The organism is Candidatus Enterococcus myersii, from assembly GCF_017316025.1.
In the GTDB taxonomy this organism is placed as follows: Bacteria; Bacillota; Bacilli; order Lactobacillales; family Enterococcaceae; genus Enterococcus_C; species Enterococcus_C montenegrensis.
Window position 1 is genome coordinate 16,752 of the sequence record NZ_JAFLVT010000017.1, and the last position, 24,782, is coordinate 41,533.

Consider the following 24,782-nt stretch of genomic DNA (forward strand, 5'->3'; position numbering starts at 1 on the left):
TTGGCGCACTTTTTTAGGCGATAATGAAAGTATAGATTTTTCATAAGGAAAAACAGCGATCGATTGTTTTAGCTTTTTATAGAAAAATAGCGTTGCTAGATTAATAGTCGCCCCGACTAAGTTTCATTTTGTCTATTTTGTGACTATTTAAAAACCAGTACTGATGATAATCTCCAACAAGGGCGGTAAAGGGAACACCGACAATACCTTGTTGTGTTAATTTTTCTTCTAAATAAACTTTTAGAATCCAAGGATCTTCAAGTGCCGATTGCTCTAAGTGCAATATCCGTTCAATTTTTGCAGGAGAGACGTTAAAATCTTCAGCAATTAAGGTAGGACTTAAAGAAGCACGACGCATATTTTCTTGTAGTTGTGCAATCGTATCAATTGTTTGTTGGGTAGTTAATGACATGCTATTCACTCCTTATGCAAATGGATCATTTCAATTTTTTTAAATAAAAAGTTGTAATTACAACTTTTACAACGGCTAATATACGCTTTCCTTCTATAGTTGTCAATGGAAAAGTTGTAAATTTAACTATTTTCCATTAGACTGACTGCAGGGAGTGATAATATGTTAAAATCAGATTCCATTTCAGAAAAAATCTATCAAATTAGCAACTTACAACAAAACTTTGTCGCACAGTCATTAAAATACCTTGAGCTTAATCCAATCCAAGCACGAAGTTTAAATTATATTGCGCAGCATCCCGGTACGATTCAAAAAAATTTGGCTGGATATTTGGAAAAACCCAATGCTACAGTAACGAATATTTTGAAAAGTTTAGAAAAAGCTGATTTTATCAAACGAAAAATTCCAGTTGAAAATGAACGCCAAAAGCAATTATTCTTAACTGCTGCTGGTGAAAGAGTAATTGGCGAAGTAGAGCAGATTTTTGCCCAGTTAAATGCTTTAGTAGAATTAGAATTGACAGCCAAAGAAATTGATTCACTAAATCAAGTGTTACCTAAAGTTGCGAGCGTATTCAGTAAGGAAAAATCTTAAGCTAGTAAATGATAAATAAAAATAGAGCTATTTCCAACGTAACTAAGGAAATAGCTCTATTTTTTGAACCACCAAAAAGTAGGTTGCTTTAAAAGCTGTGCTACTGTTTTCTGTCTCGTTTATTGTTTTAAGCAGCCGCTTCAGTATTTTTAAATTGTGTTTGATAAAGCTTAGCATATAAGCCATCTTTTGACATAAGTTTATTGTGTTCACCTTGTTCAATGATTTGCCCATGTTCCATAACCGCAATCTGATCGGCATTAGCAATAGTGGAAAGACGGTGGGCAATCACAATACTTGTCCGATTTTGCATAAGGTTATCCATCGCTTTTTGTACATAATATTCAGAAATAGCATCTAAAGCAGAAGTTGCTTCGTCCAAAATTAAAATTTGAGGATTTTTTAGAATGATGCGAGCAATTGCAATCCGTTGCTTTTCCCCACCAGAAAGCTTAATGCCGCGATTACCAACGACAGTATCATAACCATTTGGCAACGTCATAATGAAGTCGTGAATATAAGCCGCTTTAGTAGCTGCAATTACTTCTGCTTTGCTTGCATTTTCATTGGCATAAAGTAAGTTATCGTAAATTGAGCCGTTAAAAAGAAAGGTCTCTTGACTGACTACACCGATATTTTGTCTTAGACTGGTGAAAGTTACGTCTTTAATATTTTGATTATCAATGGTAACAGTCCCACTTGTCGGATCGTAAAGACGTGTGAGCAGGTGAGTTAAAGTTGATTTTCCCGCACCAGAAGGACCAACTAAAGCTAAAGTTTCACCAGGAAGAATTTGTAAGTTAATATTGTTTAAAACTTCATTTTCTTCATAACGAAAATCGACAGCGGTAAATAATACTTCACCACGACTAATGGTCAGATCTTTTGCTTGCGGGGTATTTTGGATTGTTGGCGTAATGTCCATATACTCAAAAATTCGTTCAAATAAGGCAAAAGAACGCATTAAATCAACTTGGATATTGGAAAGCTGGGTAACCGGATTATAAAGTCTACCTAAAAGTGAAGCAAAGGTGATAATGCCGCCAATAGTTAATTTTCCTTTGGTCAGTAAAAAACCACCAACTAAATAAATCAACATCGGCCCAATCGCCATTAAGACAGACATCGCCATGCGAAACCAACGCCCAGCTAAAGATTCTCTAATTTGTAAAGCAGTAACTTCTTGGTTGATTTCATCAAAGGTACTAAAAGCTTCATCTTCTTTTGTAAAAAGCTTCATTAGCGTACTGCCACTAGTGCTTAAGGTTTCTTGGGTATGTTGATTTAGTTTGCTTAAGGCACTTTGACTAGCAGCAGCAATTTGCCATCTTCTTTTGCCGACTTTACGAGTTGGCAAGATGAATAATGGAACGGTGACAAGCGCAACAACTGCTAAAATTGGATTCATAGAAAATAACGCAAAAAGAGTCGTTGCTAAAATGAAAATACTGCTTAGTGCATTGATAAAAGTCGTTTGAAACACTTGTTGAATGCCGTCGACATCACTGGTTAAGCGTGTCAAGATTTCCCCTTCTTTTACCGTGGTAAAAAAACTTTGAGGTAAAAAGGAAAGGTGACGGTATAAATTGTTTTTCATCGTCAGCGTAATATTTTTGGCAATCCAAGTACTTAAATAACCTTGGGCAACTTGTAAAAGGTTCAATAAAATCGTAGCCGAAATTGAAAGGCCCACGAGAATGCCTAATTGCGGTAAATTGTGTTTTGGCAAAGCTACGTCGACTATTTTTTGTAGTAAAAGTGATGGCACAAGTCCCAGCGTGGAAGTAGCAAAAATTAAAAGAATTACCAGGATAAGTTTTAAGGTATGTGGTTTGAAATAATTGAGGATTCGACGGATGAAACTAAGTGTCAATTCAGGTTTTTTTGTTTGGTCAAAGTCAAAGCGCATTCGAGCCATTAAATCCCCTCCGTTTATTAGTTAGGTACCTAATTATTATACTACCTTTTTTGAAATTTGTAAATAGATAGGCACCTAACTATTTGACGGAAGAAAAATCATTGCGTAAAATTAGAACAATAAAGGATGTGTTTTGATGAAAGAAGAAGTTTTATTTGAAGAATTTCAGCGTTTGAATCGTTTGATGCGACGACGCCTAAAACATAAAACAAAGAAAGAGGAATTTTCCTTTGGTCAGAACCGATTATTACGGATTTTGGCTAGACATGAAGGGCATTCGCAAAAAGAATTAGCTGAAATGATGCATATCAGACCCGCGTCATTAAGTGAACTATTGAAAAAATTGAGCCAAAAAGGATATTTAATTAAAAAGCAAAATGAAGCGGATCGCCGCATAACCAATTATTTTCTAACTGCAGAGGGTAAAAGCTACATTTCATCAATTCAAGATGAACAAAAGCATTTGGGACAAGATTTATTTGCGACGTTATCTAGTGTAGAAAAAGAGCAACTGCATCACATCTTAAATAAATTGACCACGCGCTTGGAGGCAGAATAAATGAGCAATCTAAAAGAACGGGTACTTGTTTTTAGCGATGCTATTATCGCAATTATTTTGACGATCATGGTGTTGGAAATTCCAATTAAGTATGCCAGTAGCGGTGATATTGTCTGGCAAACGTTATTATCTGCTGTGGGCATTTATTTTATTAGTTTTTGTTTTGTAGCGAATTTATGGTTTCAAACGGCGTATGCTTTTAATCGAATTGAACAAGTTAAAAACAAGAGCTTGGTGGTTTATCTGCTCTTGCTATTTTTCTTGTCTTTGGTCCCAGCAGCGACGCGGATTTTAATTGAAGATACAACACAGCAGACAGTTTTGATTTACGGTATTCTAACTTTAATTGTGACAGTATTGATGCGCCGCTTGGTTACGGCATTGACGAAGCAGTCAATAACGGAAATAAATTTACAAAAACGCCGCGTAGATGAATTAAATCGCCAAGATATGCTGAGTTTTATTGCCCGCCTAATTATTTTAGTAATTGGCTTATTTCAGGTCCATGTTGCCTTAGTTATCTATTTGGCATTGCCAATTTTAGCCTTTTTACAAAATATGATTGATCGCGAGGAAGATCGTTTTGTTGATACATTAGACCAAACAGAACAAGCTGATTATTTTGCTGATCGTAATCAAATTTGGGGCAGTTCAATGAAACGGTATTCGAAATTATTACGCGACTCTTTAAAAGATCCCAATGAAAAAGATGGTCAACAATGGGAAGATATTATGAAAGAGTGGCTGGGAAAAGTGGATCAAGAAATTGCGATGCGACAAAAAGCTATGAAAACCGCTTCTACTCATGAACAAGAACACTTGCAACAAGAGATTAACCGACTACAAATGCAAAAATCGCGACTGCAAGAGCGCGAAAATCACTTGGAACAACGCCCGTTCAACCGCAATCACCCGAAATTTCAGCCAAGTAGCAAAAAAACACTGTCTAAAAAATAGCGCATAAATGTAAGACAAAATAATTGAAAAGAAAAAAGTTTGGCGTTATCCTTTTTATGTTGCATAAATGGGATATAGCCAAACTGGTAAGGCACTTGACTCTGAATCAAGCAATTGCAGGTTCGAACCCTGCTATCCCAATAAAAAAGCTATAACAAATTGTTCAACGACTTATGAAAATACCGTTTATTTATAAAAAGTGCTGTGGCAACTAGTTGCTACAGCACTTTTTATGTTAATGACAAACTAGATTGCTTCTTCAGAGTAGTAGGGGCAAAAGAAAAAGGATTTTGCGCTTTTTTTTGTAGCGCATCAAGCAGGTGTTGGAATAATTCTCCTTGATATGCGTGATGCTGTAAAGCTAAGAGATAAATCTCTTTATCAGCAGTAAAGTGATCTTTGGTCACCCCGATATAAAAATCATAGTTTGTATTTTCTTGATAGATTTCATAGCTGACAAATTTGATTTGATTAAGAAAATTTGTCAAACTGGTCATCATATAGTAATTCGGTAAAGGTTGAATACCGACAAAAAGCTCGATTTGATAGTGCTTTTTTTCCACGTAAGGGTAAACAGATTCTGCTAAAAAATAAGGTAAGTCTTTGACTTGCTGGGCTGACAGTAATGTTTTTTCTAAATAATATTCATACTCACATAAAAAGAGCTGACAGAAGGTTACCAATTCTTGATAGTTGTCTTTTTGTGTGACTACAGTTGGTAACATAGTTTGTAAGCGGGTAGCCGCAAGCAATGCTGGTGATTCCAATAAATAAAAAATTAGAAAGATATTGCATTGTAAGACTGTTGCTTCACTTTTAGTCAAGGGTTGATAAAAATAGTCTTTTTGTAGTTTCACGATGAAATCTTGGCTGATAGTTGCCGTGGGAATTCCTCTTGCCAAAAAATCAGTAAATTGTTGGGTAACTTTTTTTATCCGCCAATCATTTTCAGATAAATAGTGGTTGGTGAATAGTTTGAAATATAATGAACAAGCTGCATTTTCAATTTCTGCTGCATCACAGCTGAAATTGGCGAAATAATCTTCTAAAATCTTGGCTTTAGCTAAAAATAATGGTGGTGGACAGCTAGGTTTTGGTAGTGGGTGGTGATTTTTAAGGCGTAGGCGCGCGATTAATAAACAAGATAAGCCGACCCATTCATTTAATAAGCTAGCACCCTGATGTGCTAACTTATCCAATACACGTAATTCTTCTTCAAGGGAAATGTCTGCTGCAAATAAGTCTGCACCAAAAGCGCCAACCCCCAATAGCTTGAAAAACACAGCCTGGACGTTTTCTTCATCGCTACTAGTAATGGTCATTTGGCCGGCGTTTAGCCAAACATCATATTTTTTTAAGTAAAGAGATAGTGGACGAATTCTCCTTAATAAAGTTGACTGACTAATAAAATGTTCTTGGCAAAATTGCGGCAAGGTTTTTTCAGGAGTTAGTAAGATGGCTTTTAAAATCTGATACCCCAACGACTTTTGAACTAAAAAGCGGAGATATGCCGTTTCTTTACTATTATCTTTTTTCCAAATGACAATCCCTTTTTCAGGAACAAGGGATCCCCAGCCTAAAGCAAGAAAATCTTCTTCCAGTTCTAAAACTAGTTGCGCTGCTTTTTTATAGTTCATATTTAATTCAATACTTAGTTGATTAATGGAAAAGTGAGGGCCTCGCTGATTATTTATATGGTGTAATAAATCTCTTTTTTCGCTACTAATTTTATCTAAAACTATTGAAAATAGTTCATTTATGACCATATTTTATTCTCCTTGTGGCAATGGATCTGCTAATTTTCTTTAGTTTAACAAATGTAAAGAGAAAAAATGTCTAATCTTTTTTACGGATGATTAAAAAATAACCAAAAATGAGTATATTTATCGTGAGATTGCCTTTGGCTGGAAGCGACGCACACTTTAGGATTTCAATCTTCTACGCAAGCTATTTTTTGTTAGTCAATTGGAATAGTTGCAAACAGGATGGCTGTTCTTCTTAATAAAATAGAAAACGAATCACAAAAAAAGACATCTGGCTAATATGTCTTTTTTTGTGTTACAGTTCATTTTTTTCATAACAGAGCTAAAAAACTTATTTTAGCAAAAAGGGCGAAAAATTAAGGTTTGTCAATTTTGACAAAAAGTACAGAAAAAATTGATATTTTATTGTTATTTAAAAGTTGAGATAACATTTGCTTTTTAGTTTTTGTTGCTGCTATAGCTTTTTGCCTAAAATAAATAAAAAAGTGCAGTAATTTTCAGTTATAAAATTAGAAAATGGTTAATTTGACGTTAAAAATAGATTTGTTATGATGTGGACGTAGAGCAATAATTTTGTCTAGAAAAGCTTCAGCCTGTGGTTGGTTATCGATTGAAGCTTTATAAAAAATTATCCAAATTTTAGAAGGGATAGGTGTGAAATGAAGAAAAAAGGAATCGCGCTTGCAGTACTTCTAACAGTAATCGCCCCTTTTATTATCCAATTATGTACAGGATTTGCCCAAACTGCCGCTGCTATTACACTGCCGCTTGCAAATAAAGAATACCTCATTATGGAAAATGAGATAGTAAAAGTTCAGGCTAAAGCACAAAGCGAAGATCAGAGGATTATCTGGCAGATTCACTACGAAAAAACTACTGATGAAGTGACACCGTATAAATTAAAATTCAATTTTGTAAATGGAGAAGCTGCACCAGCTAGTAATTGGCAAAATGAGAGGCAGTGGCTTCAAGAAACCAGTTTTACAGCCAAAAATGAAGGAACTTTGTTTGTAACGACACCAAAAACACAAACACGATTAAGGCTTTATATCCAAGCAGATCGACAAGATTGTCTTGAAACAGCTACTTTACAGAATGCTTTAAAAAAAAATGCCCTCACAGTTGATACAGAAAAATACCCCACAGTAAGAATTGTTCCCGATGTTTTCACTGGCAAAGACGCTGAGGAAAAAATTTTGACAATGAGTCAAACACAAACAAATTCTCTTAATAAATCAGACCAAAATAAACAATCCGTAATAAACGATTCAAAAGAAGAGAATAAAATAAACTCAGTTAAAACCAATGAAACACGCCCAACAGATCAACTGGCAAAAAGAACTACACGTGCTGCTGTAACGGCAAAAGACTTAATCATCTCTCCTGATGTGTTGGCAAATGTCACCGTAAAATCTGCGGCAAAAGAAAATGGGGATGGTATCTGGACAGCTGGGGTAAAAACAGTCTCTAAACCTAATGGTACCCAACAGACTGGTGAAAAAAATGATTACAGTTATTATCAAGATGCAATAAAAACGAATAATCGTTATGCACAATTTTCTAAAGGCTCAGGTTCTAGTGTAATTGCCTATCCAATTGAGGCCGTTAAAAAACAAATTAAAAAAAATGGCACAGGCAGTATTTTGCAATACACCGACACTAAAAATAAAAAGGTCGATGAAGTTATTGAGCTAAATTTTAGTGAAGTCGGTTTTTATCTCGATAGTAACAGTGACTTAAAGCCAGTAGGAGCTAAAGTTACAATTTCCAATATTCAAATTGGGGCAGGGCCAGATTGGTTGAAATGGGATAATAACGATTCGCTCTATCCCTGGCTGGAGTTTTCTAACAATCTTTTTTCTGGTGTTTTATACAGTTTTGTCCAAGGCTTTGATATTGATTTTGAGTTCTTTGTAAAAGGCGATACTGCAAAACTTGTTAATTTTGAAAAAAATGATAATTCTGTCTTTACTTTTGCTTCTTTAAACGGCTATGGAAAAGGAAATCTCCACCCTTCAAAAGATGCGGAAAATATCGCAATACACGAGTTTGCCGGACTAAGGAATAAAAAAGCCGGGCAACTTGTGGCAGATTCATTATTAAGCCAAAATGAAGGCGGAAAATATTATGCTACTGCAGATACAGGTGGAAAGTTTGATGACCATTTAGGAGCGGCAAACTTTAATTTAGCTGCCGTTTCTTTTGCCTTAACTGGAACAAAACAAAGCTTTACTATGGGCTCTACCCAAGGCCGGGCTTGGAATACTTTTGCAAGTAGTCAAGTAAAAAAAGTGCAACAAAAAGCACCCACCAAAACGGTTCAACCGATAAAGCAATATAAAAAAGGCGATGCTTGGAATGAACCAACTGGCGCAAGCTCAGGATTTGAGCAACGTTATTGGAATGACTTAGATAGTTACGATGTAAAAAATATATTACCGTGGGATTTACCTAAAAACTATCGTCAAATACAACACAATGCAGAAACTGGAGCATTAGCAGCTGGGGTACCGCCAAAAACGGCACGTTTTGTGGAGCCAAATAGCGAACATTATTATTTCATTAATCAAGAAACAATTAATCTGTATACGGAGTCAATTTTGATGCCAGAAAGTTATGTTATTACAGATACCCTACCAATAGGGGTCACAATTAAAGGTGCACTACAAGATGTGCTGACACTTTATAATTTAGATGGGCAAATACTTGAACTATCTGAAGAGGAGATAGCATATAATGCCAAAAATAGAGAATTAACAGTAACTATCTCGAAAGAAAATACCATGAACATTCATAAAAAGGCAGCTGAAAATGCCTTTAAAGGTCGGGACTTCAGCTTACGGGTCAAAGCAAGTGTCGTTGACAAATCAGATGAAACAAGCAGCGCTGTGATGACCAATAGCGCAAAAGTAAAGTTTGTTTATGCGGCAGAAAGCGATATGGAAGAAAAGCTCACCAATAAAGTACAAACGCGCTTAAAAGAGGCCACGGTCAATGTAACGTTGACAAAAATAGCCGAAGGAAATGTGGCACTTGATGGCGCGGAATTTGGCTTATTTACAGATAAGACAGTTAGCACTGCTAAATATATAACCAAAGCAACGGATAAAACTGGAAAATTACAATTTGAAAACGTGATACCGGGTCAATATTGGCTAAAGGAAACCAAAACGCCCACCGGTTTTCAAACAATGGAACCGCGTCAAGTGACCATTACAACTACCGGGGAAATGACAGCAACAGGAATAAGCAATAATCAAATCACAAATAAGTTAAAACCAATTCAAATTTTCTTAGAAAAAATTGACAGCAACGCACAGGCACTTTCAGGTGCAGTATTTAAATTGGTAAATCAGGCTACAAAACAGGAGTACCCTTTTGTAGCCACAAAAGAAGCGGGTAAATATGTGTTAGAAAATTGTCCTACTGGAAGTTATAAACTAATTGAAGAACAAGCTCCAGCAGGCTACGAAAAAATTAGCGACGCGATTGGAACACTAAAAATTACTGACACCGGAGAAATTACCTACTCTTTAAAAGGGGCAACAGTTGATAAAACTAAGGATACAATCAAGGTGAATTTACCAAAAGTCCAAAATCATTTAAAAAAATTCGATTTAACCCTGGTAAAAAAAGATGCCGCTACGGAAAAAACGTTAACCGGCGTAGTCTTTACACTATTTGATGAAACAGGGACACAAGAAATTAGTACAAAGTCGACAGATGCGCATGGGAAGCTGACCTTTACCGGCTTATTAACAGCAGGTAAAACCTATCACTTACGAGAAGTTGCCCCGTTAGCTGGTTATCTTCCTTTAAACTATGATTTTATAATCAAAGTGGCAAATAATGGTGAAATATCTGTTACTTATAACAATAAGGATTGGGACTACACCTCTGATAACAGCGCAACAGGGGATACAAATAATTTTATCGCGCTAATAATCAAAAACCAAGCCCGAGGGTCACTACCTAACACCGGAGGAAATGGGCATCACCCATTCCAGTTACTAGGACTAGGCGCTATTTTTGTTGCGGGCATTTTAGGTTGTTGTTACCAACTAAAAATAAGGCAAAAAGATGCATCTTAATGGAAAGACGATTATTTTTTTCTAGCAGCCCTTTTCCTTTCGTTTCTGGTAAAGTGCCCCAAGATCCTAAATGGCTTACCAGAAAAAAGAGCCGCAAATACAAAACTACCAAGAAACTGCTGAAATACCAGCAGCTCCCCATTCCATCGATAGGCCAGATTAAGTGTTAGAAACGCTGATTCCAACTGGATGAGTCTGAACCTGTAAAATGCATTAGCAAAAACAAACGAAGGCGATTTAATTCGTGACTGCAAAAATTAGGAGGAATAAAGATGAGAAAAAATTCAAAGATTTTATGTATTTTAACGATGTTTTTCGTGTTATTACCGTTATTTTGGATATTTGGTGAAAAAGATGCAGCAGCGGCCATTGAAACGCAAACAGTCAAGCTGCACAAAAGACAGTTTGAAAATTATCCCAATGAAAAAACGTCCAATTTAAAGTGAAGGTCAAAAAAAGTGGCCAAAGTTTTTAGTTACAAAAAATTGTTCCAAATCTTAACCAATTGCAAGTGCAGTTACCCTATGAAAATAAATCTTCAATAGGAAAATTCGCAACGAAAATAAATGACGAAATAAAAGACGAATTATTTCGGTTTTTTCTTAATTGGTGTTAGATTTTAAAAGTAGTTTTTAGATGAAGGGAAGTCCTTAAAGTGTTAAATGAAAAATTACTTGAAGTTTTAAATCATGAAGGTGCCGTTACTATTATTACCTCCAGCCAACAAGCACCAGGCTTTCATGCAGTGAACACGTGGAACAGTTATATCCATGTAATTGATGATAAATTATATATTCCAGCCGCAGGTATGCATTCAACTGAAGCAGATGTAAAAAAGAATAATCAAGTGCTTGTCACACTAGGTAGTAAGGAAGTTGAAGGAACAGTCGGGGCTGGCGCGGGTTTTCATATTCTTGGTCGTGCAAGTTTTATTACAGAAGGTCCCATTTATGATCAAATGAAAGCCGACTTGCCATTTTTATCCCGAGTATTAGAAATTACAGTTGAAAAAGTCACGCAAAAAATTTAAAGATTTTAGCATTTCTATATCACTAGATAGCGCTTGTAGTACTAATGAATTCTATTAGCACTACAAGCGTTTTTTAGCTGTTACACGTATATTTTTTTTACAAGGGAAAACGGTAATTTGACTGCTTTTGCGTTACCCGAACTTTTCAAACTCTCTGCTAAGAAATAAGCAAGCAGCTACGAAAATGAAAAGCCCTTTTAATAAATTTTGGTCTTATGTAGCAAGGTTGAAGGATTTTCTTATTGTTGCAGATTGTTTTGCGTCGCTTTTGCATTTTCTTTGGGCTACAATAAAATGGAGGTGAGATAATGATTTTACAAACAATTTTATTATTATTCGGCGGTGCATTAGGTGGTATTTTAGGCGCTGTCTTGGGCATTGGTGGTGGCATTATTTTGACGCCATTTTTGACTTTAGTCATTGGTCTGGATATCAAATATGCTATTGCAGCTAGCATTATTAGTGTGATTGCGACAAGTTCTGGGGCGACGATTGCCTATTTGAAAGACGATATGCTCAATTTGCGAATTGCAATGTTTTTGGAAATTGCAACAACGATTGGAGCGATTGTCGGGGCAATTTTAGCAAGTATAGTGGCACCCCAATTTCTTTTTGTTTTGTTTGGTGGTTTTTTATTATTTTCAGCAGTAAATATGATTCAAAAATTAGTAAATAAAAAGACAGAAAAGATTGCGGTAACTTCTGATCCATTGGCTGAAAAATTGAAACTCAATGGCTCTTACTTTGAAAAAACGACCCAGCAGAAAGTCGACTATCAAGTTGAAAAAGTACCAGCGGGGTTTGCCATGATGTTAGCAGCTGGTTTGGCTTCTGGTTTACTTGGTATTGGTAGTGGCGTTTTTAAAGTAACCGCAATGGATACGATTATGAAGATGCCTTTAAAACCCTCCAGTGCTACGAGTAATTTGATGATGGGAGTAACTGCGGCGGCATCGGCAATGGTCTATTTTTTCAACGGCACGATTATTCCAGAGGTTGCAGCACCACTTTCATTAGGGGTTCTAGCTGGAGCACTGCTAGGTTCTCGCATTATGCAGCACTTGCAACCAAAATGGATTCGTTTCATCTTTATTCCCGTCTTGGTTTTAATGGGACTACAAATGGTCTTACGCGGATTTGGGGTGAATATTGGATGAGGACAAGTAATGAGCAAAAAGAAATTCAAGCAGTCGAGTTTGCAATTGGGAAAATTTTACGCATTGGGGTAATTGTTTCGGCTGCGATCATCTTTTTTGGTTTAGTTTTACTTTTAACAAAAGGTGGGACTGGCTATAAATTAAACGAAACACCCAATACGTTGACCTTAATTTTGACTGGATTATGGGCCTTAAAACCCGGGGCCTATATTATGGCTGGAATTTTTTGTCTAATCTTAACACCAGTCCTCCGGGTAGTGGTTTCAATCTATGCTTTTTTGAAAGAAAAGGACTATTTATATGTCACCATTACCATAATAGTTTTAATTATCTTATTGATTGGTATTTTTACGGGCTTTGTCGAAAGAAAATAGTAAAAAATTTGGACCGCATAAATGACACAGTAAAATAGCATTGGCTACTAGGCTAGTGGTGTCAGTTTATGGGTCCATTTTTATTTTCATAATAAAATTTATTTACTCCGTGTTTCAATTGAAATTTTGGTCTTGTAGTAGGTAACAACATGAGGATGCAAAGTTTTTTTAATGCCCACTAGTGACTTTGATCCCAATAATTCCCACCAGCAATAACGCTACGAATAACCAAGTTAAAGGTGCTAATTTATCATGGAAAAAAACCACACCGACGATGATGGAGCCAACAGCGCCAATTCCTGTCCAAACTGGATAAGAAAGACTCATTGGCAACACCTTAATAGCTTTTGATAAAAATAAAAAACTGGCGATCATCCCTAAAATTGTATAAATCGAATAGTCCAGCTTGGCAAAACCTTCACTCGCTTTCATCATCGTTGACCAAAAGACTTCTAAAATACCTGCTAACCCTAAATAAATCCACGCCATTTTAATGCGCCTCCTAAATATTTTTAGCAAATGGTGTCCTACTTTTTGTAAAAGGATACCTTAAACTAGGGACAATGAATTTTTGAAAAATAGTGTCAGTTTCAAAAATGTTGCCTCAATATAAAGGTCCTCTGATCAGCAAGACAAAATAAAAAAAGAGGGCACCATTCCTACAAAGACCTAACGGAATGGTTTCCTCTTTAAGCTGCCCGGTAGCAGCGAATAATTGATTTGCTTGATTGAAATTTTAGCACAAGGGGGCAAAAAGTCAATTGGTGTCACTCAAATGAGCAAATTCTTACTGATTTCTGACACTATTCTGACATTGTTGCATCAATTGCGGCAATTAAAGCATGACGAAAGTTGTTTGCTTCTAAAGCAGCTACCCCGCGAATTGTGGAACCACCTGGTGACGTAACGCCATCTTTTAGTGCTGCAGGGTGAATTTTACTTTCTATGGCTAACTTCGCTGTTCCTTGCAACATTTGTTCCACTAATTCATAAGCTAACTCGCGTTTTAAGCCATGAAGCACCCCAGCATCGCCTAAACTTTCAATGAACATCGCAACAAAAGCTGGCGTGCAGCCAGCAATAGAACCCACAATTTCTAAGTCAGTTTCTGGTACCTCATAGACAGAACCGAGTGGGGCTAAACTTTTTAGAATAAATTCCTTCGCTTCTTGTTTGATATTTTTTGTAAAACTTATTCCCAAAACACCTGCGCCAACTTGAACAGGGGTGTTCGGAATGCAGTGAGCAAAAGGATAATCTGTTCCAAGCACTGCTTTCATGTCACTTAAAGTTACGCCACCAGCTACGGAAACAATTGGAATATTCTTGGCTAATACAGTTTGGGGCAACGATTTTAAAATGGGTAGGACACTGCTATTATTGGTCGCAATGATCAGTAAATCCATGGCAGTTAAATCAGATAAATCAGTTAACAGCGTGAAACCCAATTCCTTTTGTAAATTTTCTGCGGTTTGGCTGTGACCTGCTTTAACGTAAATATCTAAAGCGGCTACCTTGTCATCATGAAGCATCCCTTTAATTAGCGCACTCCCAATTTGACCCGCACCAAAAAACGCAATTTTCATCTAAATTCCTCCTCATAATCAATTAAAAATTTTAGCGAAGTTGTAAATCATGGTTGAAATAATTTTTATACGCTTTGTAACCGGCGATAATTGCACCAAGGCTTGTAGTTGAAAGTAACATAAAAGTTACCATGATTTGATATTTGATCGCATGTACAGGATCAACGCCGGCAAAAATCAGACCCGACATCATGCCCGGCAAGCTTACTAACCCCACCGTTTTGGCAGAGTCAATAGTCGGCTGCATCGCTGTTTTAATACTTTCTTGCAAAATCGGTAAAGCGGCTAGTTTTACCGGAGCGCCAAGCGCAAGTTTTTCTAAAACCTGCTGTCTTTGGTCATGGAACTTAGCGTACAAATTGCGATAACATAAGCCAATCGCAATCATAGCGTTACTAGCTATCATACCGCTAATTGGAATAATTTGCGAAGGAATGAATTTGATTGCCCCTGTTGCAATTAAAACGCCCATAGTAAGATAAGTGCTAATAAAAATTGCCACAAGGGAATCAAGAAAATGTTTATGAATGCTGGGGTTACGTTTATGGGCATTCCAAGCAGCATTTAAAACAATGAAAAAACTCATGCAGGTTGTTAACCAGAAATTATTGACTTGAAATAAATATTTTAAAAGATAACCGACAATAAATAATTGAATAACAGCCCGTAATATACTGTAAAAAATATCGCGACTTAAGCCCAATTGCTCCTTATAGCTAATGGCAACTGCAACTAAGACCAAAAAAAAGGCTAAAACTAATGACTGATTATTAACGGCTAATTGATTCATTGGTGATTTTCCCCTTTTCTAACCACAATATTTTGCTGGCACTGTGAATTTCTGCTGGATCGTGGGTCACTTGGATGATGGTGATGTTTTCTTTTTGAAGTGTTGCAATCAAATTGTGGACAATCCTTTTACTTTTTTCATCTAAGCCGACCGTTACCTCATCCAATAATAAAACTTTAGGTAAAAACATAATATTACGAATTAAGGCGACCCGTTGTTTTTCACCACCGGAAAGTTCAGTGATTTTTTTGGCGAGGTAGTTCTGAGGTAAGGCGACAAGCTGTAACAATTCTTCGGCTCGTTGATGATTGAAATCTTGATTACGAACAGTGGCAGGAAAAGATAAGTTATCGTAAACTGTTTTTCCAAAAAGACTTGGCTGTTGAAAGCAGTAGGAAACTTGTTGCCGATAAGTAGCTATCTCATAATCAGACTGCTTGTTATCCTCAAAATAAATCGTGCCAGCAGTTGGTGTGAGTAACGTCGCAATTAATTTGAGCAGTGTGCTTTTACCACCACCGGAAGGCCCAGTTAAAGTTAAAAATTCTCCTTGTGATAAAGTGAAACTGATTTGATCGATAATCTTTTGATTTTCAACGGTGTATTCCACCTCAGATAGACGTAATAATGACATAAAATTCTCCTTAGTTTTAATCATTCAACTATTTATTTTAAATGAGTTAGTTGTTAAATTCTATTGACAGGACTTAAATGAAAAAGGCTATCAATCATGTAGAAGTGGGCAAAAAATTACAATAAAAATGTTTTAAGCAGCCATGAATTCCTGCAAGCCCTCTTTTTAGAACAGATGCTTTACAAAGTGAAGTTGTCAGCAGACTTTTGGTGTAAGTTCGTTATAATAAAATTGGCAAGTTGTTTTAAAGGAGAGGGTAATCAATGGTAGCAATTAAAGTCGTAATGAGTGATGTAGATGGCACAATTTTGAATTTTCACCACCAAATTAGTAATAATTTAAAAAATGAAGTCAAGAAATTAACAGCCAAAGGCATTCCTTTTGTTTTAGCTTCAGCTCGTTCACCAGAAGGAATGAAACAAATTAGTCGTGAGTTAGCACTGGAAAATGTGCCACTTGTGGCTTTTAACGGAGCTTTGATTTTAAAAGAGGCTACGACTATTTTTACCAAGCCCCTTGAAAAATATGAGGTTATGCGGATCCTCACGTTATTAGCGGCTCATTTTCCTAACATCGGAATTAATCTTTATAGTGAAAACAACTGGTACGTCAATAAAGTCGATGAGCACATCAAAGGTGAAAGCAAAATTACGCAATTAACACCAAAAGTTGCAGATTTAGCTTCTTTAGCGGCAACTGTGCCGGTCCATAAATTGCTTTTAATCGCAAGTGAAGCTGAGATTAGTGCAGCCTATGAATTTTTAACACCTCAAGTAACCACTAGTGCACTTTATTTATCAAAAGAAAATTATTTAGAAATAACGCATCGCGCGGTTTCAAAAGCTGAAGCACTACGAAAGATTGCAGCTTATTATCAAATAACTTGCAGAGAAATTATGGCCTTTGGAGACAATTACAATGATCTACCTATGCTAAAAGCAGCTGGTATTGGCATTGCGATGGCAAATGCGCCCCTTGCAGTAAAAAAAGCCGCAGACAAAGTAACCAAAACAAATGACGAAGATGGTGTGGCTTCTGTTTTAGCAAAACTACAATGACGATAACAAAAAAAGAAAAGAGGGACTAATTTTTGTCCCTAAAAAATTGCGGTTTTTTTTATCGCCGATTAAAATTTTGAAAAATTGTCCTACATGCTTATTTTAATAGCTTGTTTTATTTAAAAATCGGGAAGTATTAAACTTGCGATTGTTACCGTAATGTAAAAATTATTTGAATAATCAGTGAATTTTATTTACAAGCGTTATTTTACATGGTATAACCTTCCAAAAGAGAGTTTGAGGTGGTTCCCATGAAAAAAGAAGAAGTGTGTATCAATGCGATTTATGAAGCAGATGTGATTGGTTATGAGGAACGAAAAACAGTCAAAGTTATTAGTATTTTAGAGCGAACTGTAACGGTCGAAGTTTTAGATTGCGGGCTGGTGGCCTTAGCAAAAATTGCCACGATGGAAGCTGCACTGACTGCTTAAGTAAAAGTTTTATTTAAAGAATAAGGTGAAATTTGCTTGTTTTGATCTCTTTGGTTGTCTTAATTTTTACGTCATAAAGACAAAACTAGACTTTCAATTTTATAAACTTTCATCTGGAGTGTAGCGGAAAATAATTAAAAAAGGGCTTATGTAGTTGTAGTCCAGCAGAAATAAAAAAATACTCAAAAGTTTGATTTCTCACGGTGATTAAGGTTAGATTCATTCTTTTGAGTATTTTTATTTACAGCAAAAAATTATTTTTTTCTTGGCAAGACGGTGATGCGGTAATTATCGAAGTAGCTCGCATCGCCTCTACATTGGGTAAAAGCAAAGATACCCATAATAAGTGCACCAATGGTGTTGGTTAATAAATCGCCCATGGTATCCATTAAAGCCGCGCGGCCAACAAGATCAACACCACTAGCCCGGTAACGTTGTAAATTCATATCGCCAATGGTGTCACAAAGAAATTCCCAAAATTCCCAGAAAACACCGCAGACACCAGCAAAAGCAAAACCAAAAAGTAAAAACAACCAAGGGGAAACATCTTTACTTTGCGCCTTGTTTAACGCAATAGCAGCAATGCCATAGCCAAGGGCAGTTAAAACCATCGGGCTGATACTGTGGAGTAATTTGTCCCACCAACTGATATAGGCAATTAAGTGTAGACAAGTTCCTAAAAATACTGAAATTAATAAAAAGAACCAGTAAAAGATAACAATCATAGCTGGAATTTCAATGCGGAGAAACTTACGGCATAATTGCGGTAAATAAATCAGAATAATCCCGGCAAGACATTCTACAAAGACTACTGGGGAATCTGTTCGGGCTTTTGTCACCAGCTCAAAAAAGTTAAATGCTAAGACAAAAAGTCCAAAAGTCAGTAAACCCAGTTGGATTTTTTTAATATTCATAAACAGACCTCCAACAAAAGTGTCAACAGTAACTGTTGCAATAAGTGCTAAATTCAGTATACCAAAGATACTGTGATTACTGAATTAAGAGCCATTTTAAAGCTAGTTGAGCCAAGCTGTTAACTGATGGAAAACGTCAGTGACAGCTTCATTTTCTTCTTTTAAAAAGTCGTGGGGCAGGTAATAAACAGGAACAAATTTACTGTCAGCGCTTTTTTTTGCGAGGGTCTTACTGTATCTAAAGGGCACTTCATTGTCGTTTGCACTAGCCGTGCTGAAAATCGGTGGCAGTTTGGTTAAATCAGCTTCCGTTAAGGTAAACAGTTTTTGATTTTCTTTTGTAATGCCATAGTACTGTGCTAACAAGTTGTGGGAAACACCATATAAATAAAGTAAATAGCGTTTCATAAAAGGATCATCATAAACGGGTGTCGTTTGGTCAATATCTTCGATCATAGCTTCAGTAATGGTCTCACTACTTAGACTACGCGGTGTGTCAATAAAAGTTAAATCATAATAGCCATAAAAATTTATTAACTGCTGGGGCAAAGTGCGGTTTTCTTTTTGCAAAAAAGTTGTTAATAGCAGCATTAAATAGCTCCCCGCAGAACGGCCACAAAAACTAAAAGGGGACTCTTTAATAATTGTTGTTTCTAATTCTTGCCAAGTTTGTTTTAATTGGGCAAAGATTTCAGCTAGGCTACTATTTGGTGCTAGTAAATAGTCAAAGCTAATAATCGTATAACCTCGTTGCAAAAAGACTTGGGCCAAATTTTCGGTCAAGTCGGCTTTACTGCCAAAAATTAGACCACCGCCGTGAAAATAAAGGATATAGCGAGGGGCCATTTTGGTTAAGGGCATAAAAATCGTGGCTTTACTGCCGCTAGTTAAGGTAACTTGTTTTTTCAATTTTTTTTCTCCTTAATTTTAAGTGTAATAAGTAAGTGGCGATTTCAATATTCATCGTTTGCAAAGGATTGTTCAAGTCTAAAGCTAAAAGTTCTTGAATGCGATCGATACGGTAACGAATCGTTTTTGCATGTAAAAATAATACTTCTGAGGTTTGTTTGTAGTTGCGATTGGTTTTAAAAAAAGTAAACAGGGTATTGAATAATTCTGGTTGTCGCAGTTGTAAGTCAATGAGTTCAGGGGAAATTAAATCAGCGACTTCTGCGAGTTTTTCTTCTGAAATAAAATAGCGAAAAATTCCCAAATCTTGAATATCTACGACGTTTGCAATGAGATATTCTTGATTAAAACGCAGTATATCCAAGCAGTCAATTAGAATTTCTTTGATTGTTGCCACTGGTTTAATAGGACTTGTAGCAATTACCAAATGACAATTTTGACGTAAGGAATCAACTAGTTGTCGGCGAATTTCTTCTTTTGATAGACGGCGCTGTTCATCTTTTAAATTATATAAAACTAGCGAATAGTTGTGATGTTCAAAAAATAAAGTATGGGTACGTAAACTGCGTAATTTATTTCGTAGCATTCGTTTTTCTTCTGTTGGTAAATCTTTTGTGGCAAAGGCCACGCCTTGATAGTAAGGATAGTAGTCCATTTTAGCTTCTTTTAGCAGGCTTTTTACTTCATCTAAATTGTTAGGGGTATTTTGTAAAATGGCATCCGCTAAGTTATTTAAGCGGGTGTAACGGTCTTTTTTAATCAGAAAATCCATTTGCAGTTTTTCTTGAATAACATCAATTAAGTTTTCGATGATCATCAAATCGGTTTCCTTTAGACCAACTTCACCTTCGTGAACTAAAAGAGTACATTCGCTACTAAAATTGTTGGCGATATTGGTTTCAAGAGCAAAATATTCTTTACTCTCACTATGGGAAAATAAAGTTAACAATTCATAGTGGTTTTTACTAAATTCTCCAATTGGCATTTTGACGCGTTTGGTGACCACTAACTCGTGAGGAAGCGTCCCAAAGCGCAACGTCAATTTTTGTTCTGGCAAGAGTAAAAGACAATCTTTTTGAATCATATGATAAAACTCCGTCATGATTTGTTCATAAGAAGAAAAGTTCCGGGTCAATCGGTTAAAACGTTGTCGGACTTCATAATATGTTTTTAAAACATGCGATTGATGATTCAAAATGGGCTGATAAATTGCCAAAACAATTTGTTCGTAGGTAACATCTTTTTTTACTTTAATTAAGGGAAGTTGATATTTTCCACAAAACGATAAAAGCCATTCCGGTACGCGGTTAATTAAGCGTTCGACTTTGACCACCATACCGCTGACGCCAATTCCCCGCATTTTTTGAAAAAAGTCTTCAATTTCAGCTAGTTCCATGTTTTCAAAGGCATAAAGGGAAGTTAAGATCAGCTGATTTTTTCGACTCCACTTCTCAATATCCAACGCTTCTAAAATCATCACCGATTCAATTTCATTTTCTAAACCGATTTCTCCGGTTAACAACTGACTGTTTTGAAATATTTCTAACCGCAACAATTCATATATTCTCATTTCATTCTCCTTTTTTACGCTTTTGGATAAAAAATATGTAAAATTTTTGGAATATTATCAAGTGTAAACGCAATCAATAAAAAATACAATAAGAGTGTAAAGAAAATCAGGAATAAATAAACATCAGTTTTGACGTCAGCTGATTTAAATTGACTGGTTTTAATAAGTGAAATTTCTCAGGAGATTTTTTTGAAAACAAGGAGGAATAGTATGTTACAAACGGTGATTTTGAAAAATAATTATCAAGACTCAATCAATCTCATGCTATTAACAAATAAAATTAATGATTTACCAAATGTCAGCATGAGCCAAATTATGATGGGGACAGATGCAAATAAAGATATTTTACAAAATACGAATCTGTTAACGTCACAAGCTCAAAGTGCTTCACCAAATGACTTAATGATAGTCGTCGATAGTGAAGACGGAGAAATTATGGCAGAAGTGCTACCGGCTGTTCACGCTTTTTTAGATGACTTATCCACCAAAAGTGAAACGACTGAAAATAAAGCGGCCACTTCTTGGGAAGAAGCATTAACACAATTGCCAGATGCTAATATGGCGTTGTTTAGTATTCCTGGTGAATATGGCGCACCTGAGATGGAAAAAGCGTTAAAAGAAGGTCTGCATGTCTTTTCATTTACTGACAATGTTTCTTTGGAAGACGAGGTGCGTTTGAAGAATTTGGCCCACGAAAAAGGCTTACTTATGATGGGGCCAGATTGTGGTACAGGGATTATATCTAGTATCCCGATTGCATTTACGAATGTTGTTTCGCCGGGGAATATCGGTGTTGTGGGTGCTTCTGGTACGGGTATCCAAGAAGTGACAACTATTATTGATCGGCTAGGAAATGGCGTCGTTCACGCTATTGGAACGGGCGGTCGCGATTTAAGTGATAAGGTTGGTGCAACTACGGTAAAAGATGCCATTGTGGCTTTAGAAAATCACGAACCGACTGATGTGATTTGCGTAATCTCTAAGCCACCTGCAAAAGAAGTGCGCAATGAAGTGGTGCAATTGTTACAAAGTGTCTCAAAACCAGTTGTCGCGATTTTTCTAGGAGAAAAACCGACCGCTCATGAAGGCAAAGTTTATTTAGCACATACATTAGAAGAGACCGCAAAAATTGCGATTGATTTAGCTAATGAAAAACCAATCCAAAAAAATTATTTTGAAGCGATGGCAAAACCAGCTGTACCTGTCTTGTCTACTGATAAAGTGGTGAAAGGTTTATACTCTGGCGGGACATTGGCAGCAGAAGCTGGCATGATGATTTCAGAAGCATTAGGTTTGGAGGGGCTAATAAAGCAAGCAGGCTATATTTTGAAATCCAATGGTTATGATGTGATTGACTTAGGTGATGATATATATACCCAAGGAAAGCCACATCCGATGATTGATCCTGAAGTGCGAATTCAAAAAATCCATGAATATGGTGCGCAAAAAGAAACTGGCATTATTTTATTTGATGTTGTTTTGGGTTATGGTGCACACGAAGATATGGCGGGCGCGTTGTTGCCAGCAATAAAAGAAGAATTAACAAAAGCGCAAAATGAAGGACGTACGCTTTATTTTGTTGCAACGGTTGTGGGTACGAGAAAAGATCCACAAAACTATGATGAAACAGTGAAACGCTTAGAAGAAGCGGGCATTTATGTCGCCGAAAGTAACGCGAAAGCTGTGCAATTGGCATTATTATTAAAGGGCATCACAATTTCTGAAGCAGATAAAGAAGTCGTAGCTTATTCAGGTAAAAAAGTTGCGATTCCCCAGGCAAGTCAAGCCGTCATGGAGTTGTTAAGCACGAAGCCACGAATTATTAATGTGGGACTGCAAAGCTTCAACGATTCGATTACAGATTACGGGGGGAAATCGGTTCAATTTAATTGGCGTCCCCGTGCAAGTGGTAATAAAAAAATGATTAAAATTTTAAGTGCATTAGAAGACCATGCAGCAGAAATACAGGCTGAAAATGACAAAGTAATTGAAAAAATTAAGAATTCACAACCATTTTTAGTTGATGTACGACCAGCCAAAGAAGTTATTCAAGAATTAAATGAAGCACAAAAAACCTTGTTACATGCCGGTCCACCGATTACTTATGGGCAAATGACTGGACCGATGAAAGGATCATGTATTGGTGCGGCTTTATTTGAAGGCTGGGCCAAAGATGAAACACAGGCAAAACAAATGTTGGAAAATGGCGAAGTTCGTTTTATTCCATGCCATCATGTTCACGCAGTCGGGCCAATGGGGGGGATTACTTCTGGCAATATGCCGGTGGTTGTTATTGAAAATCGTTTAGATGGTACAAATGCATACTGTACGATGAATGAAGGTATCGGCAAAGTATTGCGGTTTGGTGCTTACTCACAAGAAGTGGTCGATCGCCTGCATTGGATGAAAGACATTTTGGGCCCAACAATTGCTAAAGCCTTAAAACAAACTCAAGAAGGCATTAATCTAAACGTTTTAATTGCACGTTCCATTACGATGGGAGATGAATTCCACCAACGAAATATTGCGGCTTCTGCTAATTTTCTAAAAGAGGTAGCACCACTAATCGTTAAACTACAAATGGACGAAAAAGAAAAATACGACGTCATTAAATTCTTAGCTGATACGGATCAATTTTTCTTAAATATTATGATGGCGACAGGTAAAGCAATTGTAGATACTGCGCGTAAAGATACTAAAGGGACAATTGTCACGACCATGACACGTAATGGTGTTGATTTTGGTGTTCGCATTGCTCAAACCGGTGATGATTGGTACACAGCACCGGTTAATACACCAAAAGGATTATACTTCACCGGTTTTACAGAAGAAGATGGTAACCCCGATATCGGCGATAGTGCTATTACTGAAACGGTTGGGGTTGGAGCGATGGCAATGGTGGCCGCACCAGGAGTGACACGATTTGTTGGCGCTGGTGGTTTTCAAGATGCTTTGGATATTTCCAATGAAATGGAGCAAATTTGTCAAACGCATAATCCGACTTGGACAATTCCAACTTGGGATTTTAAAGGTACTTGTTTGGGAATTGATATTCGCAAAGTTGTTGAAACGGGAATTACACCAATTATTAATACCGGTATCGCGCATAAAAAAGCCGGTGTTGGACAAGTCGGTGCCGGCACAGTTAGAGCACCTTTAGGCTGTTTTGAAAAAGCATTAGAGGCTTATGCTAAAGTGTGGGATATTCATGTTGACTAAAATTGTTATTAGTGATTACCTCTTGCCTTTGGAAAAATTTGGCGTAATTGGATCGGTGCACAGCGTTTTTGAGCATTCTTTTAATCTCAAAGTTGGTGAAGCCTTAATTAATGTGGCCAATTATCATGAATATCTCTCTTGCTTTGGTTTGTTTGTTCCAACAGAAATGTTTGCAGCATTAAAACCTTATGTCAAACAAGGAGATCCCGTTAAAATAAAAAATGACCGCATTGTTTTTTATAATCAAATGCAAGTTAAAACCTTACCTCTTATAGATTACACAAGTGTTTCTTTAAAAGTGTCTGCTACACATCTGGAAAAAGAGCCGCTGCAATTTTTGCAGCAGCTCTTAGTAGCAGCCGATTTGGAAGAAAAAATTGGTATCCAAAAAGACGTAAATTTTATAGCTGTTAAAAATCAATTGTTGCAGCCAGAACAAGCAAATTGGGAGGCGGTAACTAAATTTCTAATTGGTCGTGGGCAAGGGTTAACCCCAAGTGGGGATGATATTTTAGTTGCTTATGCTTTTATTGCCCGTATTTTAGGAAAACCTTACGCCACAGATCTAGTAGCTAAATTGGCTAAACAAAAAGGACGCACGACAGATATTAGTTGGGCTTATATAAAAAGTTGTGAGACAGGTTACGTTAACTCGTTGATTTATCAATTGTATCAAGACTTAAAAAAACAGCGCAAAGAAAATTTAGCTCAAGATATTCAAAATATTATGTCAATTGGACACACATCGGGAAAAGATATGTGTTATGGCATTTATCTTGGGATAACTGCAGTTTTAAATACTTAAATTTTTGAAAA

Annotated in this window: 22 protein-coding genes and 1 tRNA gene; 13 read left to right on the forward strand and 10 right to left on the reverse strand. The window is 36.6% G+C overall.

Annotated features, from left to right (window positions below; translation table 11 throughout):
- Positions 1-100: 100 nt before the first annotated feature.
- A complete protein-coding gene (locus JZO76_RS11185) occupies positions 101-412 on the reverse strand; it encodes a DUF2316 family protein (protein ID WP_206904383.1) in 312 nt (103 codons plus the stop codon).
- 162 nt (positions 413-574) lie between these two features.
- Between JZO76_RS11185 and JZO76_RS11190 the strand changes: the two genes are divergently transcribed.
- Complete coding sequence (locus tag JZO76_RS11190; protein ID WP_206904385.1) at positions 575-1,006, forward strand: MarR family winged helix-turn-helix transcriptional regulator; 432 nt, start codon at positions 575-577, stop codon at positions 1,004-1,006.
- Between the two features lie 127 nt (positions 1,007-1,133).
- Here the strand turns inward: JZO76_RS11190 and JZO76_RS11195 are convergent, their stop codons facing one another.
- Positions 1,134-2,924, reverse strand: a complete 1,791-nt coding sequence (locus JZO76_RS11195; RefSeq protein WP_206904387.1) for an ABC transporter ATP-binding protein — start codon at positions 2,922-2,924, stop codon at positions 1,134-1,136.
- A 136-nt stretch (positions 2,925-3,060) separates the two neighbouring features.
- Between JZO76_RS11195 and JZO76_RS11200 the strand changes: the two genes are divergently transcribed.
- The 3 genes from JZO76_RS11200 (at position 3,061) to JZO76_RS11210 (ending at position 4,581) form a co-directional block, all read left to right on the forward strand.
- Positions 3,061-3,483 carry a MarR family winged helix-turn-helix transcriptional regulator gene (locus JZO76_RS11200; protein ID WP_206904388.1) on the forward strand — a complete coding sequence of 141 codons (423 nt, stop codon included), beginning with the start codon at positions 3,061-3,063 and terminating at the stop codon, positions 3,481-3,483.
- Positions 3,484-4,440: a TMEM175 family protein gene (locus JZO76_RS11205; RefSeq protein WP_206904391.1), complete on the forward strand. Its 957-nt coding sequence runs from the start codon at positions 3,484-3,486 to the stop codon at positions 4,438-4,440.
- A gap of 68 nt (positions 4,441-4,508) precedes the next feature.
- Positions 4,509-4,581, forward strand: a tRNA-Gln gene (locus JZO76_RS11210).
- A gap of 89 nt (positions 4,582-4,670) precedes the next feature.
- Here JZO76_RS11210 and JZO76_RS11215 read toward each other — a convergent pair.
- Positions 4,671-6,206 carry a helix-turn-helix domain-containing protein gene (locus JZO76_RS11215; protein WP_206904398.1) on the reverse strand — a complete coding sequence of 512 codons (1,536 nt, stop codon included), beginning with the start codon at positions 6,204-6,206 and terminating at the stop codon, positions 4,671-4,673.
- 656 nt (positions 6,207-6,862) lie between these two features.
- On the opposite strand from JZO76_RS11215, the gene JZO76_RS11220 reads away from it, so the two are divergent.
- From JZO76_RS11220 to JZO76_RS11240, 5 genes are all read left to right on the forward strand, one after another.
- A complete protein-coding gene (locus JZO76_RS11220; protein WP_206904401.1) occupies positions 6,863-10,294 on the forward strand; it encodes an MSCRAMM family protein in 3,432 nt (1,143 codons plus the stop codon).
- Positions 10,295-10,566: 272 nt separating this feature from the next.
- On the forward strand, positions 10,567-10,740 hold the full coding sequence (locus tag JZO76_RS11225; protein ID WP_206904404.1) for a hypothetical protein: 174 nt from the start codon (positions 10,567-10,569) through the stop codon (positions 10,738-10,740).
- A gap of 209 nt (positions 10,741-10,949) precedes the next feature.
- Positions 10,950-11,324 carry a pyridoxamine 5'-phosphate oxidase family protein gene (locus JZO76_RS11230; RefSeq protein WP_206904414.1) on the forward strand — a complete coding sequence of 125 codons (375 nt, stop codon included), beginning with the start codon at positions 10,950-10,952 and terminating at the stop codon, positions 11,322-11,324.
- A gap of 308 nt (positions 11,325-11,632) precedes the next feature.
- Positions 11,633-12,481: a sulfite exporter TauE/SafE family protein gene (locus tag JZO76_RS11235; RefSeq protein ID WP_206904416.1), complete on the forward strand. Its 849-nt coding sequence runs from the start codon at positions 11,633-11,635 to the stop codon at positions 12,479-12,481.
- Positions 12,478-12,855 carry a DUF1634 domain-containing protein gene (locus JZO76_RS11240; RefSeq protein ID WP_206904419.1) on the forward strand — a complete coding sequence of 126 codons (378 nt, stop codon included), beginning with the start codon at positions 12,478-12,480 and terminating at the stop codon, positions 12,853-12,855. Before JZO76_RS11235 ends, JZO76_RS11240 begins: the two co-directional genes overlap by 4 nt.
- 168 nt (positions 12,856-13,023) lie before the next feature.
- Here JZO76_RS11240 and JZO76_RS11245 read toward each other — a convergent pair whose 3' ends face one another.
- From JZO76_RS11245 to JZO76_RS11260, 4 genes are all read right to left on the reverse strand, one after another.
- Positions 13,024-13,344 carry a DMT family transporter gene (locus JZO76_RS11245; RefSeq protein WP_206904422.1) on the reverse strand — a complete coding sequence of 107 codons (321 nt, stop codon included), beginning with the start codon at positions 13,342-13,344 and terminating at the stop codon, positions 13,024-13,026.
- Between the two features lie 314 nt (positions 13,345-13,658).
- Positions 13,659-14,441: a pyrroline-5-carboxylate reductase gene (gene proC, locus JZO76_RS11250; RefSeq protein ID WP_206904424.1), complete on the reverse strand. Its 783-nt coding sequence runs from the start codon at positions 14,439-14,441 to the stop codon at positions 13,659-13,661.
- A 31-nt stretch (positions 14,442-14,472) separates the two neighbouring features.
- Positions 14,473-15,231: an ABC transporter permease gene (locus JZO76_RS11255; RefSeq protein ID WP_206904427.1), complete on the reverse strand. Its 759-nt coding sequence runs from the start codon at positions 15,229-15,231 to the stop codon at positions 14,473-14,475.
- Complete coding sequence (locus JZO76_RS11260; RefSeq protein WP_206904432.1) at positions 15,212-15,865, reverse strand: ABC transporter ATP-binding protein; 654 nt, start codon at positions 15,863-15,865, stop codon at positions 15,212-15,214. Before JZO76_RS11260 ends, JZO76_RS11255 begins: the two co-directional genes overlap by 20 nt.
- A gap of 263 nt (positions 15,866-16,128) precedes the next feature.
- Here JZO76_RS11260 and JZO76_RS11265 point away from each other — a divergent pair, with 263 nt between their 5' ends.
- Positions 16,129-16,923 (forward strand): HAD family hydrolase, encoded by a 795-nt coding sequence (locus JZO76_RS11265; protein ID WP_206904435.1) that lies wholly within the window; start codon positions 16,129-16,131, stop codon positions 16,921-16,923.
- A gap of 251 nt (positions 16,924-17,174) precedes the next feature.
- Entirely contained in the window at positions 17,175-17,354 is a 180-nt protein-coding gene (locus JZO76_RS11270) for a hypothetical protein (protein ID WP_206904449.1), read from the forward strand.
- A 254-nt stretch (positions 17,355-17,608) separates the two neighbouring features.
- Here JZO76_RS11270 and JZO76_RS11275 read toward each other — a convergent pair whose 3' ends face one another.
- The 3 genes from JZO76_RS11275 to JZO76_RS11285 form a co-directional block, all read right to left on the reverse strand.
- Positions 17,609-18,268: a hypothetical protein gene (locus JZO76_RS11275; RefSeq protein ID WP_206904451.1), complete on the reverse strand. Its 660-nt coding sequence runs from the start codon at positions 18,266-18,268 to the stop codon at positions 17,609-17,611.
- A 102-nt stretch (positions 18,269-18,370) separates the two neighbouring features.
- Positions 18,371-19,177 (reverse strand): alpha/beta hydrolase, encoded by an 807-nt coding sequence (locus tag JZO76_RS11280; protein WP_206904454.1) that lies wholly within the window; start codon positions 19,175-19,177, stop codon positions 18,371-18,373.
- On the reverse strand, positions 19,152-20,747 hold the full coding sequence (locus JZO76_RS11285; protein WP_206904456.1) for a PucR family transcriptional regulator: 1,596 nt from the start codon (positions 20,745-20,747) through the stop codon (positions 19,152-19,154). The genes JZO76_RS11280 and JZO76_RS11285 overlap by 26 nt, the downstream gene beginning before the upstream one ends.
- Before the next feature lie 210 nt (positions 20,748-20,957).
- Here JZO76_RS11285 and fdrA point away from each other — a divergent pair, with 210 nt between their 5' ends.
- The gene (gene fdrA, locus JZO76_RS11290) at positions 20,958-23,966 is read left to right on the forward strand and encodes a DUF1116 domain-containing protein (protein ID WP_206904458.1); all 3,009 of its coding nucleotides are present in this window, start codon (positions 20,958-20,960) and stop codon (positions 23,964-23,966) included.
- A complete protein-coding gene (locus JZO76_RS11295; RefSeq protein ID WP_206904460.1) occupies positions 23,956-24,771 on the forward strand; it encodes a DUF2877 domain-containing protein in 816 nt (271 codons plus the stop codon). Before fdrA ends, JZO76_RS11295 begins: the two co-directional genes overlap by 11 nt.
- Positions 24,772-24,782 lie beyond the last annotated feature (11 nt).